This is a genomic window from Hafnia sp., assembly GCF_036648275.1.
In the GTDB taxonomy this organism is placed as follows: Bacteria; Pseudomonadota; Gammaproteobacteria; order Enterobacterales; family Enterobacteriaceae; genus Hafnia; species Hafnia alvei.
This window is the reverse complement of sequence record NZ_JAVXIQ010000011.1, coordinates 49,573-64,433: the sequence shown is the minus strand read 5'-3', so window position 1 is coordinate 64,433 and position 14,861 is coordinate 49,573. Positions and strand designations below refer to the sequence as shown.

The window sequence follows — 14,861 nt, the reverse complement described above, 5'->3', positions numbered from 1 at the left end:
GTGTAGGCTTTGGACTCCACTTGCTGAGGAAGTGTCCTATATACTCTAAATATAGCAATGGATACTATAAATGATGTTGAAATTGCCTGTATCTTACTCGTCAACTTATTTGTTACGCACTAAATAATTAGCGTTGAATGTTATCTCAGTATTTAAAGTACATCTTTTTAATTACGTATGCATGATTAAAGTTGCAGTGGAGATATTGTTTATCATCATTTTAAAATGCTTTTATTTTAAATGAAAACTAAACGAAATCAATTTCAGTATTGTTTTATCTCATTTTATTTAATCTGTTTTGATTTTTTTAAACGGAATTAAGTAATCTAAACGCAAGTGAAACAAATAGCGTTAAAAATAAATTCGATATAAATAATCCAAAACTTACTTATTTTTTCATATAAAACGCTTGCTAGTTGAATAAAAAATAACTAATTAGAATTTAATGCTGTTTTTTATGTTTATTTGGATTATATGATCGCGTTTTTATCAAAATTGGTATAATGATCTAATTAATCTGGGTTTGACGATGAAATTTAGGCGAGAATGTTGCGGTTGTGGCGATTTTTTGAGCACCTTTTTTAAGTGTTTATGGGGTTTTTGAAAAACTTCTGTGCGCTAGAACGGTAAGCGATACCTAGAAATTATATTGCTGTGCTATCGGATCAACAGTCTCTATCGTTGATTCTTCCTATGTCTCTAGTTAAGCAAATTCAGCTTTTACAATTAGTGTATTTAAGAAATGAAAGTCGTTCTCAATTATTGACAAGTGGGTCGATATATTAATTTCTATTGTTACCTTCGTCATTCGAAAGATTTTTCTTTCATTTAATCCTTAAACATTCTAATGGAGTGATGAAAAACAGGTTTAATACCAAATATAAAGTGTATTTAGGTTTTATTTAATAATGTTATTTACAAGCATTCAGAAAGATGAGTGTTGATTTTCAATGGCTATATGCCATCGCAGCAAAAACCACGTAATCAAAACATCGTATGTTTTCATTTGTTTATTAGAGCCATATATGAATAACAAAAAGCCTCCAACTACCGGTCAAATAAAAATGACCCAAGGTTTTATCCGCGCTATTGCGCATCTCAATATCGGAATGCAGATCGTATTTCCACTCGCCCTGTCATTTACCCCGATGATGGTTGCTCGAGCCGAGACCGGAGAAAAAAAGTTTTTTACTGCGGCCGCCGCAGCGAAAACCATTCCTTATGTTTTACAGCCTGGTGATACGCTTGCGCTGGTGGCTGAGAAGCATCATCTCACCGTGGCACAGCTTAAAACGCTGAATCAATATCGAACCTTTGCCCACGGTTTTGAATCAGTGAGCGCTGGGGATGAGATTGACGTTCCAGCTCAATCCAAAAGTATTGCTACTGATGCCGGCAGTGATAATAGCGCCGAGCTGGCTCAACGCGCCCAGCAAGCTGGTAATTTTCTACAAAACAACCACAGCGCTGACAGCGCGAAAGATTTGGCGCGCGGCCAAGCGTTGGGTGCAGCGAACAGCAAAGCGAATCAAGAAGTTGCCAGTTGGCTGAACGGTAAGGGAAAAGCACGGGTAAAATTGGATGCCGACCGTGATTTCTCATTAAAAAATTCTGAGCTAGATGTGTTGTATCCGCTGTGGGAAAACAATGCCCATCAGATCTTTACCCAGGGTTCCGTGCATCATACCGACAGCCGAAACCAGTCTAACTTAGGGCTGGGGTACCGTTATTTTGAAGGTACCTATATGTTGGGGGCGAATACCTTTTTTGATCACGACTGGTCGCGTAGTCACTCGCGTTTAGGCCTCGGCGCAGAATATCAGCGCGATTTCCTCAAAGTGGCTGCTAACGCTTACATGCGTCTGACCAACTGGAAAAACTCACCGGATTTTGACAACTACGAAGAACGCCCGGCTAACGGTTGGGATATTCGTACAGAAGGCTATTTACCTGCCTATCCGGGCATCGGCGGCAAGCTGGTGTATGAACAGTATTATGGCGACCGCGTCGGACTGTTTGGCAAAGATAATCAGCAAAAAGATCCGGTTGCGGTAACGGCTGGCGTTAACTATTCACCTTTCCCGCTGATGAAGTTCAACATCGATCACCGCATGGGCAAAAGCAACCAAAACGATACCCGCTTTGGCATCGATCTGAACTACGTCCTTGGCGCACCGCTCAGCCAGCAGTTGGATAGCGGTATGCTCGCCGCAAGCCGCAGTCTGGCTGCAAATCGCTATGACTTCGTCGATCGTAACAACAACATCGTGTTGGAATACCGCAAAAAAGACACCATTAGCCTCCGGTTGGCCTCGCAAATCAGCGGCTACAGCGGTGAAAGCAAATCGCTGGGTGTGTCTGTTAATAGTACCAACGGGGTTGAACGCATTGAGTGGACAGCACCTGAACTGCTGAGTCAGGGCGGGCAGATTGTTCAGGTTTCTGAGCAGCAGTTCAACATCATTATTCCTGAATACCAATATGGCAGCGATGCGAACAACAGCTATGTGGTTAGCGGTGTTGCCTATGATAAATCGGGTAACGCATCACCTAAAGCAGAAAGCGTGGTAATCGTGGCGTCAGCTGCGGTAAGTGCCATCAATAGCTTATTAACACCAACTGAAATTGTGTTGCCTAATGATGGTCAATCTACGGCACAGTTAACGCTTGTTTTGCAAGACAATAAAGGTCAGCCGGTAGTGGGGGTTGCGGATGAAATTACCATGAATATCACCCAATCCTCGCGTTCACTACCGGATGTGAAAGTCAGCTCATTTAGAGCTGACTCAGCGCACCCTGGAACCTATTTAGCCACGTTGACCGCCGGCACGCAAATTGGCGTATTCTCACTGACGCCAATGATTCAAAACGTAAAAATCTCCCCAGCTACAGCAATTATCGGGAAAATGTCCACGATTGCTAAAGGCGCTCTTACCACTATTAACAATGATGCAGTAGCTAATGGTGTTGCCACTAACGAAGTTCAGGCGATTGTGACCAATGCTTTTGGTAAACCTGTTGCTAATGAAATTGTCACCTTCAGTGCTACTAATGGTGCCATTGTTACATCCATCCAAGCGACTACAAATGGGGATGGTATCGCTACGACGACGTTAAGTAGTACCAAGTCTGGTAGCTCAACAGTCACGGCGACTATCAACAATACCAGCCAGACAACTCAGGTGAATTTTGTACCAGATAGCAGCACGGCAAATATTGCTAACGGTGCATTTAAAGTGACCGTTAACGATGCGGCCGCCAATGGATCTGCCACCAATGCGGTGCAGGTTGTGGTGACCGACGCTCACGGGAATCCTGTACCGAATGTCGCGGTGAAGTTCAGTGCGCCGGGAGATGTGAAGGTCGGTACGTTGGAAACAACGACCAACGAAACTGGTATTGCTACAAGCACCATGACCAGCACTCAGGCCGGTAGTTACACGGTTACCGCTTTGGTGAACGGTGTGAGTAGTACTGCCGATATCACCTTTATTCCTGACAGCAGTACGGCAGAAATCGCCAGCGGCGCGTTTACAGTCACGACTAATGACGCAGCTGCCAATGGCTCAGCGACTAATGCGGTTCAGGTCGTCGTGACCGACGCCAATGGAAACCCAGTGCCGAATGTTGCGGTGAAGTTCAGTGCACCGGGAGCCGTAAAGGTCGGAACTGCAGAAGCCACTACTAATGAGGCCGGCATTGCTGTTAGCACCATGACTAGCACTCAGGCCGGTAGTTACACGGTGAGCGCTCAGGTTAACGGTGCAAACAGCAAAGCTGATATCACCTTTATTCCTGACAGCAACACGGCTGGGATCGCTAGTGGTGCGTTTACGGTGACCACCAACGATGCGCCCGCTAACGGGACGGCCACCAACGGCGTGCAGGTTATTGTGACCGATGCCAACGGGAATCCGGTGCCGAATGCCGCGGTAAACTTCAGTGCCCCAGGAGACGTGAAGGTGATCACCGCAACAGGCACCACTAACGAGTCCGGTATTGCAACCAGCACCATGAGCAGCACTAAGTCGGGCAGCTATGAGGTCACGGCGCAGGTCAACGGTAAGAGCAGCAAAGCCGATGTTACCTTTATGCCTGACAGCAGCACGGCGGAAATCGCCAGCGGCGCGTTTACGGTCACAACTAATGACTCTGCTGCCAATGGCTCAGCGACCAATGCAGTTCAGGTCATCGTGACTGATGCCAACGGAAATCCAGTACCAAATATCGCGGTGAAGTTCAGTGCGTCGGAAGGCGTGAAAGTGATCACTACAGCAACGACTACTAACGAGTCCGGTATTGCGACTAGCACCATGAGTAGTACCAAAGCTGGCAGCTATGAAGTCACTGCATTGGTCAACGGTAAGAGCAGCACCGCTGACATTACCTTTATACCTGACAGCAGTACGGCGGAAATTGCCAGCGGTGCGTTTACGGTCACAACTAATGATGCCGCTGCCAATGGCTCAGCGCCCAATGAGGTTCAGGTCATTGTGACTGATGCCAACGGAAATCCGGTGCCAAATGTTGCGGTAAGCTTCAGTACGTCTAAAGATGTGAAAGTAGGGACGGCGGAAGCCACCACTAACGAGTCTGGTATTGCGACTAGCACCATGACTAGTACCAAAGCTGGCAGCTATGAAGTTACCGCGTTGGTCAACGGTAAGAGCAGCACCGCTGATATTACCTTTATGCCTGACAGCAGCACGGCAGAAATCGCCAGTGGTGCTTTCACGGTCACCAGCAACGATGCCGTTGCCAACGGGTCAGCCACTAACACGGTACAGGTTATCGTGACCGATGCTAACGGGAACCCGGTGCCGAATGCCGTGGTAAGCTTCAGTGCCCCGGGAGACGTGAAAGTGATCACCGCAACAGGTACCACTAACGAGTCCGGTATTGCGACCAGTACCATGAGCAGCACTAAGTCGGGCAGCTATGAGATCATGGCGCAGGTCAACGGTAAGAGCAGCAAAGCCGAGGTGACCTTTATGCCTGACAGCAGCACGGCGGAGATCGCCAGCGGCGCGTTTACGGTCACGACTAATGATGCCGCTGCCAATGGCTCAGCAACCAATGCGGTGCAGGTTATCGTGACCGACGCCAACGGAAATCCGGTGCCGAATGTTGCGGTAAGCTTTACTACGTCTAAAGATGTGATGGTAGGTACGGCGCAGGCCACCACTAACGAGTCTGGTATTGCGACTAGCACCATGACTACTACCAAAGCTGGCAGCTATGAAGTCACTGCGTTGGTCAACGGTAAGAGCAGCACTGCTGACATTACCTTTATACCTGACAGCAGCACGGCGGAAATCGCCAGCGGTGCGTTTACGGTTACCACCAACAATGAAATTGCCAATGGTACTGCCACCAATGCAGTTCAGGTCATTGTGACTGATGCCAACGGAAATCCGGTGCCAAATGTTGCGGTAAGCTTCAGTACGTCTAAAGATGTGAAAGTAGGGACGGCGGAAGCCACCACTAACGAGTCTGGTATTGCGACTAGCACCATGACTAGTACCAAAGCTGGCAGCTATGAAGTCACCGCGTTGGTCAACGGTAAGAACAGCACGGCTGATATTACCTTTATACCTGACAGCAGCACGGCGGAAATCGCCAGCGGCGCGTTTACGGTGACTACCAACAATGAAATTGCCAATGGTACTGCCACCAATGAGGTGCAGGTTGTCGTGACTGATGCCAACGGAAATCCGGTGTCAAATGTTGCGGTAAGCTTCAGTACGTCTAAAGATGTGATAGTAGGTACGGCGCAGGCCACCACTAACGAGTTTGGTATTGCGACTAGCACCATGAGTAGTACCAAAGCTGGCAGCTATGAAGTCACTGCATTGGTCAACGGTAAGAGCAGCACCGCTGACATTACCTTTATACCTGACAGCAGTACGGCGGAAATTGCCAGCGGTGCGTTTACGGTCACAACTAATGATGCCGCTGCCAATGGCTCAGCGCCCAATGAGGTTCAGGTCATTGTGACTGATGCCAACGGAAATCCGGTGCCAAATGTTGCGGTAAGCTTCAGTACGTCTAAAGATGTGAAAGTAGGGACGGCGGAAGCCACCACTAACGAGTCTGGTATTGCGACTAGCACCATGACTAGTACCAAAGCTGGCAGCTATGAAGTTACCGCGTTGGTCAACGGTAAGAGCAGCACCGCTGATATTACCTTTATGCCTGACAGCAGCACGGCGGAAATCGCCAGCGGCGCGTTTACGGTTACCACCAACAATGAAATTGCCAATGGTACTGCCACCAATGCAGTTCAGGTCATTGTGACTGATGCCAACGGAAATCCGGTGCCAAATGTTGCGGTAAGCTTCAGTACGTCTAAAGATGTGAAAGTAGGGACGGCGGAAGCCACCACTAACGAGTCTGGTATTGCGACTAGCACCATGACTAGTACCAAAGCTGGCAGCTATGAAGTTACTGCATTGGTCAACGGTAAGAGCAGCACCGCTGACATCACCTTTATACCTGACAGCAGCACTGCGGGAATAGCGAGCAAGGCGTTAACAGTTGTAAACAATAGTGCAGTTGCTGATGGTGTTAAAACCAACAAAGTTCAGGCAATAGTCACTGATGCTTATGGCAACGTAGTACCAGGTGTTGAGGTCGTCTTTAGTGCTGATAACACCGCTAAAGTGATTAATAGCAAAGTGATGACAGATAATTCCGGGGTCGCTACTACGACGTTAACAAGTACACAAGTGGGTTCAAGCACGGTAACGGCAACAGTCAATGGAGATAGTCAGAAAGTAAGTGTCACATTCGTTGTTGGAGAGCCAGTGGTTGCAAAATCATCATTGAGTGCAACACCAATGACGATTCAGGCTGATGGCACTACAAAATCTAAACTCACCTTGACGCTACAAGATTCATTTGGGCGTAATGTCGGCGGGCAAACCGTTGCTTTCGTTTCAAGCTTAAATGGATCGACTGTAGGGACAGTTAAAGAAACGAGTACGGGGGTTTATAGCGCAGACCTGACAACTGTGCGGTCCGGAAGCACTACGCTGAATGGCTCTGGAAAAACAACCGTCACGGCTCGTGTAAACAGTGCTGCATTTAACGTGAGTTCGTTAAGCATAGTGATAAACAGATACTTTGTTCAACAATCCGTTTCAAATGGAAGTCAGATTCTAAGTACAACAGTTGCCGCATCGTTAAATAACTATGAATCTATTCTGTATAGTTTCAGAGATGGTTCTTGGTCTGGTAGCGTCACACTCCCTGCTACAGCAGCAACTGGATCTGCGGTGAGAATAGTTTCAGAGGCCAGCCAAGAGACTAAGGTAAGCTACAGTGGAAACACTCTCACTATGAATAAATCTAGTAATACCCCAGCTAACTTCCTCTTTAATGGCAGTAATTGGGTTAAGCAATAAAATATATTAATTAGCCACAAGAGCGGTAGTATCTCTACCGCTCTTGTGCTTTTTCATATGGATGTGTTAGTCGGATTTTAAATGTTCAAAAAATTATAATTTTTTAATAGAGTTCCAGAAACCTTCCATTGAGTCACTGAGCAAAGTGAGCATAGTCGATACTTCTTTGGATAATCCTTTCGGTAAATCAGGCAGAGTCATATTATCGTTTTTCTCCCCCGTTTTTAACCGTTTAGCAATAACGCCGATGTTCTCTACATTTTGTTGGATAAAACATCCAACTACGGGATTAACCGGAGCATTTTGCTGACACCAAAGCACCACAGCATCAGTATTGATCAGCATGCTTTTTGCCTGTTGCATAACCTCCTGCAACTTCTGACAAGTCCCATCATGGGAACCTTCTGTTTTCATCCAAGTGGGCTCAAGGGCTATCTCAGTAGCTAAATCCTTACACCCTTTAAAGCTCACCATTAACGCACCTCGTTTATCTTCGGTAGCATTTTTCATGGATAGGCTGGTTTTCATTAAGTCCATTAGGCCAGCGAGTTTAAGCTGTAATACTTCGCCATTTCTTTCGGGCTTGATTAAGGTTTGAATCAGCCCTGCGATAATAATACCTAAAATGACGCCGACAATTCTGTCGCGTACCTCAGTGAGATCGTTGACCGGTGTAAAACCATTGAGAACGGCAAGTGAGAAGGTCAGCAACATTTGGATGCCAGCATAGCTAATATTCTCTGGGCCAGTGGCAACCCATGAACAAAGCATAAAGATAGGAACTGAAAGTAATAGCAGCCCAAATAGCGTGGTTAAATTAGGCAGAATAAAAACAATGGCAACCAGCGCGGCGATACTTCCAGCAATAGCACCTAATAAACGCAGTGTGATTTTTCGCTGCGTTTTTCCTAAACCTGGCTGTGCCACAACGAGGCAGGTCAGCATGATGGTGTGAATACCAAACCAGTCAGTGGCGGTATAAAAAACATAGCAAATCAGCGCGCTAAGTAACGTTTTTAATGCATAGGTAACATAGATTTTATTTGAGAATGCATCAGGAACGAAGAATGAGAAATTTTTCTTTTGGCTCGGGATATTGTTGTAAGAGACATTTTTATTTTGATCGTAATTATTTATCACCTTTGCCATTTGGTTTAAGGTGACATTTTCTGCATTCGTATTGATGCTCGTTGGTGTAAGGCAATCTGAGGTTTTTTTTAAACCGGCTGCCATACCTTCGCAAACAGACTTAATACTTAAGGCTGCATCACGGGCTTTGGGATTAATCAATTCCACAGGCAAATGGCACGAAAGAGAGCGTAGTTCAGAAACCATTGTCACCGTTGCTAACTGCGCCGTATGATCGTTGGCACTTAACCGATCGCGGGATTTGGTATATTGCAGTAGTTTATACAGCGATTGTAAATCTTGACCAATCGAGGCGAGGGTATTTTCTTTTCTCTTAAGCTCACTGTTGGGAGTTAAGAGATCAGCTATATGGTTAAGTTGCGATATAAGCGTTTTATTGAGTAATTTCTCCGGTTCTGAGGGAAGAAATAAAGCATTAATAATGAGAGTGACGGCAATGGCATAGGTCATCGCCACCCATACCCACAAAATATTTCTGATGATCTCTTCTGAATCTGAACTTACATCAACAAAGCTTTGTGAAAAAATAACGATTAGAGCGACTAAGTAGAATATCACCCCATATTTTGAGGCTCGCATCATAAATAGACTAATAAAAGCCACCAATGATGCCAGTAAAATGCGTAAAAAAGGCACGTCCCAGGTTATTTTTAAAATTAACAGCGACGCTGCTACGGCCAGCGCGATAGAAATAATAAAAAATAGGCCGGTGAGTTTGGTCACCACAATATTGGTTTGGGTGACAAAAAAGACCACGATAAGTGATAGCGCTAGATCGGGGATCTGTAACGTTTGGCTGAGAATAACCACAATGATACAGGCCACGGTGGTTCGCAGGATCTGATTTGCTCGGCCCGGATAAAACCCAAGCCCCTGATAAAATCGAGAGACGAAGAGGTCAAATGATTTCATTCTGATTTCCTCTAGGGTGCGGTATCTCGATAGACGATGGCAATCGCCGAGGCACCAACGCGAAATAGCGCAGGCTCTGGGTTATCGACGCGAATTTTGACAGGGAAGCGTTGGGATACATGCACCCAGTTAATGGTACGTGCAACTGACGGGAGTCCGTTGCTCATGCCGCCATCTTGAGGAGATACGCCGTAGCCTACAGAATCAACGCTACCAGTAAAGGATTTACCTGTATCGCCCATGACGTATATACGTGCAGGAACACCGCTACAGACATTTTTTAGGTCGGTTTCACGGAAATTAGCCACGACATACCATGCTTGGGTATCAATGAGCGTCATTACCGACTGTTGCGGCGATGCATATTGCCCAATAGTGGTATTCAGGGAGGCCACTCGACCATCGAAAGGCGCACGAATCTCACTATATTCAAGGTTTAACTGGGCTTTTGCGATATCCACGCAGACAACTTTACGCTGCGCAATAAGTGCATCTACGCTGCTTACCGCCGATTTGGCCTGTTCTACTTCGCTGCGAGAGGCTTTATACATCGCCTCGGCGCTATTTTTTGCCGTTCTAGCTTGATCAAACTCTTCTGCGGAAACGTATCCCTTGCCTTTAAGCGCCAATATACGTTGGTAGGTGCTGAGTGCCTGCAGGTAGTTCTCTTTGGCGCTGATTTCTTTCGCTGAAACGGCCTGAGCATTGTATTGCTGAGCATCAACAGTTCGCTGTGCGAGCTTTATTTGTTCATCTAAGGTAGCAAGCTGGGCGGTGCCAGATTCAATGGCATGCTCATAGGGTCTTGGATCAATTTTAAATAGCAGATCGCCTTTGGAAACCAGCTGGTTATCTTTGACGGGGATCGTCACTATATGCCCTTCAATGATAGGAACCACATTAATGGTATCCGCATAGATATAAGCATCGTCAGTTTGTGGAGCTTCATCGATCTTTAGCATCACAATGCATAGCGCAATTAACGTTACAAATACGAGCAAACAAATATAAAACTTATTCTTAAGGGACATTCTGTATTTCTCTTAATGGGTAAAAAACAACAACCAAGTCAACATTGCGCTGAGAGCCGTAACACAGGGGTAGACAATCACGGCAGGCTCAAGCCAGCACTGGTGTTCGCCTTTCCTTAACATTGTGTGCATAAGTGTCATAGCAATAACGCCAATGGCTGAACATATCAGCCAGTCAGGAAATGATGCGCCAAAGAGAACTATTGATGGTGCACAGGAACAACCCGTTAGAGACAGAATAATAAAAGCTAAACCGATCGCTTTTGCTGAATGGAACTGGATGCATTTAGTCGCTAATTTCTGCATATAAGTTTCTGCATGGAGTTTTTCATAAAATCACGAGGGGTTAATAGAAATGAAATAAAAGAGATTCATTAAGAATCTCTTTTATGGGTTATTTTATAGAGCGACTTAGTCTTTTAGTGCCCATATATAATATTGGCCATCTTTCAGCTCAGCGCCTTCAAGCTCTTTTTCGAAACCTGGGAATTTCTTGCCCCATTGCGCAATGCTATAAATATATTGCAGCCATGGTTGCTCAGTGGTGCCGAAGCTTTCGCCTGGCATCACAATCGGAATACCCGGTGGGTAAGGGATCACTCCAACGGCGGAAATACGTCCGGCAAGTTTATCAAGCGACAGTAATTCGCAGCGTCCGGCCATATGATCTTGGAATGCAGCACGAGGAAGTTTAACCGGTGTTGGGATGTGGCTGAAGGCGGCTGCCTGAAGCTTATCCATCTGGCTGGTTTTCATGTAGGCAAACATCTCATCACACAGATCTTTCATGCCCATACCGGCATAGTTCTCAACATGAGATGCGGCAAGGTCAGGTAGACAGACCGACAGCGGCGTATTGCTGTCGTAATGTTTTTTGAATTCGATCAGAACGTTAATTAACGTTCCCCATTTGCCTTTGGTGATCCCCACAGAGAACAGGCATAGCACCATGAAGTCGGTGGTGCGTGAAGGCACAATACCGTGCTGGTAAAGGAATGCGGTTACAACAGCGGCAGGAATACCGGTTTCCTGCATCTCGCCGTCGTCGCCCATGCCAGGTACTAAAATGCCGGCTTTGATTGGGTCGAGCATGCACCAGTCGTCTTCCAACTGTTCAAAACCATGCCAATTTTCACCCGGACGAAGCACCCAGCACTCAGGATCGGTTGTGAGCTGCTGTTTTGACGCATTCAAGAACGGCACTTTTTTACCCGTTTCTGCATCAATCACGTCTGGCGCATTCCATGGAGAGAAGAACCATTCCCCTTTGGCGGCAAAAGCGGCGTGAGCTTTTGCAAGTGCTAGACGGAAATCGACCGCTTCATCAATCACTTCCTGAGTCAGCGCTTCACCTTGCTGGCCATCCATCATGGCTGCGCCGATTTCATTGGCCGCGATAATGGCATACAGCGGCGAGGTGGTGGATTGCAGCATGTAAGACTCATTGAAACGTGAGTGTTCAATGGGTTTTTTGCCATTACGAATGTGAATGTAGGAAGCCTGAGAAAGCGCCGCTAACAGCTTATGAGTAGACTGTGTAGCAAATACCGTTGGACCAGTTGCGTCGTGTTCTGTCGGATTTCCACGCATTGCGAAACGATCGCGATAGAGTGGGTTAAAACGTGCATAGGCATACCATGCTTCATCAAAATGAATAGTATCAACGCTTTCAGCCAGAAGATCTTGAGCCTGCTTCGCGTTGTAGCACATACCGTCATAAGTACAGTTGGTGACCACGGAATAAACCGGCTTAGGGTCAACGGCAAGCTGTTTCAGCGGGTGCGCATCGATTTTCTGCTGGATAGATTCTGGTTGGAACTGTGACTTAGGGATTGGTCCAATGATGCCAAAACGGTTACGTGTTGGAATGAAGAACACCGGGATCCCGCCGGTCATCACCAGCCCTTGCTCGATGGATTTATGGCAGTTTCGGTCGCAGAGCGCAAATTGCCCCTCTCCAACGACGGCTGACATGACGGCACGGTTAGAACCTGATGTGCCATTCAGAACGGAATAGCTTTGGTGAGCGCCAAATACTCTGGCGGCATAAGCTTCGGAGTCTTTGATTGGGCCGCTGTGATCGAGCAGCGATCCGAGCGAATCACGTTCAATTCCGGTATCGGTACGGAAAAGATTTTCGCCGAAGAAATCAAGGAATTCACGGCCAACTGCCGATTTGGTAAATGCGACACCGCCCTGATGACCTGGTGCTGCCCATGAGTATTCTGGAGAACCGTTAGTGTAATCGAATAAGGCTTTTGTGAAAGGAGGTAACAGTTGATTGAAGTATTTTTTGATCAGGGCCTCACTGCGTGCGGCAATGAATTCAGCGGTGTCTTCTTGCATCCACACAAACTCATTCGCTAACTCCATGGTGTCGAGCGTCAGCGTTTCTAGGCAGGCGCGTTCCGCCATCAGTAATATGGGTACGGTTTTATTTCGACGACGAACTTCCTGTAAAAGCGTTAATGCATGGCTGTGTGAATCAGCATTGTTTTCTTCAGATGTCCAATCTACGAATACACAGCAGATAGAGGCGTCAGAGGTAATGCTCGCTATTCCATCGTTATAGGTTGTCGCAACGATAACCGAGAGGTTCCTTTCTTCTAGAGCCTCGATTAAATTACAGATGGACTGCCCATTAGCAGTATTTCTATTTGTAATGTCACTATTTACCACTAGTACTTTACGTTTTTTGAGATGATTTAATTCAATCATGTTTAGTCCTATCTATTAATTAAATAAACTATTAAATAACTTTTTGTGGCCTAGCGATAACTAGGCCACTTAGTGTTGTTATTAAGCTTGAACATCCAGCGGGAATGGATTTTTGTGTGTTCGGTTGTAATTTAAAGAGTAGAGTGCGGTTACGACCATTAACGCAACAAACGACCACATGACTTCTTGTGCGCCGGAGCCAATAACAGCCCATATGCAATAAGCAAAGGCAACCGATGTGATAAACGCAAATAACCCTTTTTGATTTCCTAAGTGACCGTGTCCCACAAGCAGGAGCGCTGCACAGGTGTAAAGATAAGGTACTAAGGTAAAAATAACGGAAACTGAAGAGACAATACCAAATTGCGCAGCTGCATTAGGCGATATCGAAGCGACTTGGAATATTGTCATCAGAATGCCGATCACAATAAGACCTTGGACCGGAACACCTTTTTTATTCACTTTAGCGAAGATTGGTGGGAATAGACCATCGTCAGCGGCTGCTTTAGCGGTTTGGCTGGCAAGTAATGTCCAGCCACCTAATGAACCAAGGCAACCGGCTGCGGCACAGAATGTCACGATAGCGCCCGCGGTTTCACCTAATGCCATACGCGCGGCATCACCGAACGGAGAGGTTGAAACACGCAGCGCTGCATTCGGGATCATACCCATAATGGCGGTGGTCGAGAGTACGTAGCAAACGGCGGCAATCAGTACACCACCAATGGTGGCAATTGGGACGTTTTTCTTCGGGTTTTTTACCACGGCAGCAGCAACGGACGCGCTCTCTACGCCGATAAATGACCATAGTGTAACGTTCAAGGTGCTTTGAATGGCGCCCAGCGTACCTTTCCCACTGACGTTCCATGCGGCCATATAGGTATCGCCGCTGAACCAGAACCAGCCAAAAATAGCGACTGACAGAATAGGAACCAGTGCTAACACCGTTGCCACAGCCTGCACACGCGTTATCATTTTGGCGCCGATAATGTTCAAAATAACGAAGAACCAGAGGACTAAAACGCAGGTCAGCGTCATGATCATTGGGTCTTTTAGCGCTGGGAAGAAGTAGCTGAGATAGCCAACGCCGATAACAACCATCGCAATGTTACCGACCCAACAGGCTAGCCAATACAGCAGGTTAGTTTGATATCCGATAAATGGACCGAAAGCGCGACGAGCATAGGCATAAGATCCGCCAGGGCTGGCATCTAGCGAGGACATTTTGGCGTACACCATCGATAGCGCTAAAGCCCCAATGATGGTGACCAGCCAACCATAAATAGCAACGCCGCCCGTGGATGCTAGGTTTGCAGGAAGGAGAAAAACACCTGACCCCATAATATTACCTGAAACCATTAAAGTTACAGGTATGAGACCTACCTTATGTGAATCTGATTCAATTGCCATATATATAACCTTAACGGTTCCTATTTGTTTAATTAAATATTAGGTTGAGCAACGTTATTTAAGTGAGTTTTAATATTTTTAGTTACGGTGGGGCCTATATTAAACTCTCACTAATATAAACAGATGTCGTTCTGATTAGAGGTGGATTAAAAATGTGTGAGTGAAGTTTATGTAGAAAACTATAACTGTTGCAGTAATTCAAATATATAAGACTCAGCATTTTTTATGGGTAGGT

7 protein-coding genes are annotated in these 14,861 nt (G+C 46.2%); 2 read left to right on the top strand and 5 right to left on the bottom strand.

Annotated elements, in window-relative coordinates; all coding sequences use genetic code 11:
- Positions 1-1,025: 1,025 nt before the first annotated feature.
- Positions 1,026-7,406 carry an Ig-like domain-containing protein gene (locus tag RSC70_RS11925; protein WP_332542513.1) on the top strand — a complete coding sequence of 2,127 codons (6,381 nt, stop codon included), beginning with the start codon at positions 1,026-1,028 and terminating at the stop codon, positions 7,404-7,406.
- A 93-nt stretch (positions 7,407-7,499) separates the two neighbouring features.
- On the opposite strand, the gene RSC70_RS11920 is transcribed toward RSC70_RS11925, so the two are convergent.
- The 3 genes from RSC70_RS11920 to RSC70_RS11910 are packed head-to-tail and all read right to left on the bottom strand — an operon-like array spanning position 7,500 to position 10,654.
- Entirely contained in the window at positions 7,500-9,467 is a 1,968-nt protein-coding gene (locus RSC70_RS11920; protein ID WP_332542512.1) for an FUSC family protein, read from the bottom strand.
- 11 nt (positions 9,468-9,478) lie between these two features.
- Positions 9,479-10,498: a multidrug transporter subunit MdtN gene (gene mdtN, locus RSC70_RS11915; RefSeq protein WP_130932839.1), complete on the bottom strand. Its 1,020-nt coding sequence runs from the start codon at positions 10,496-10,498 to the stop codon at positions 9,479-9,481.
- Positions 10,499-10,510: 12 nt separating this feature from the next.
- Complete coding sequence (locus tag RSC70_RS11910; protein WP_265332015.1) at positions 10,511-10,654, bottom strand: YtcA family lipoprotein; 144 nt, start codon at positions 10,652-10,654, stop codon at positions 10,511-10,513.
- Between RSC70_RS11910 and RSC70_RS11905 the strand changes: the two genes are divergently transcribed.
- On the top strand, positions 10,653-10,808 hold the full coding sequence (locus RSC70_RS11905) for a hypothetical protein (protein ID WP_227660532.1): 156 nt from the start codon (positions 10,653-10,655) through the stop codon (positions 10,806-10,808). The genes RSC70_RS11910 and RSC70_RS11905 overlap by 2 nt on opposite strands.
- A gap of 101 nt (positions 10,809-10,909) precedes the next feature.
- Here RSC70_RS11905 and RSC70_RS11900 read toward each other — a convergent pair whose 3' ends face one another.
- Together RSC70_RS11900 and adiC are read right to left on the bottom strand one after the other, a co-directional pair.
- Positions 10,910-13,216: an Orn/Lys/Arg decarboxylase N-terminal domain-containing protein gene (locus RSC70_RS11900; RefSeq protein ID WP_332542510.1), complete on the bottom strand. Its 2,307-nt coding sequence runs from the start codon at positions 13,214-13,216 to the stop codon at positions 10,910-10,912.
- Positions 13,217-13,297: 81 nt separating this feature from the next.
- Positions 13,298-14,626, bottom strand: coding sequence for an arginine/agmatine antiporter (gene adiC / locus RSC70_RS11895; protein WP_025801093.1), 1,329 nt, complete (start codon positions 14,624-14,626; stop codon positions 13,298-13,300).
- Positions 14,627-14,861: the final 235 nt, after the last annotated feature.

Coding starts and splice junctions, on each gene's coding strand:
- RSC70_RS11925 (WP_332542513.1), top strand. CDS start 1,026: ATGAATAACAAAAAGCCTCCAACTACCGGTCAAATAAAAATGACCCAA.
- RSC70_RS11920 (WP_332542512.1), bottom strand. CDS start 9,467: ATGAAATCATTTGACCTCTTCGTCTCTCGATTTTATCAGGGGCTTGGG.
- RSC70_RS11905 (WP_227660532.1), top strand. CDS start 10,653: ATGGCTGAACATATCAGCCAGTCAGGAAATGATGCGCCAAAGAGAACT.
- mdtN (WP_130932839.1), bottom strand. CDS start 10,498: ATGTCCCTTAAGAATAAGTTTTATATTTGTTTGCTCGTATTTGTAACG.
- adiC (WP_025801093.1), bottom strand. CDS start 14,626: ATGGCAATTGAATCAGATTCACATAAGGTAGGTCTCATACCTGTAACT.
- RSC70_RS11900 (WP_332542510.1), bottom strand. CDS start 13,216: ATGATTGAATTAAATCATCTCAAAAAACGTAAAGTACTAGTGGTAAAT.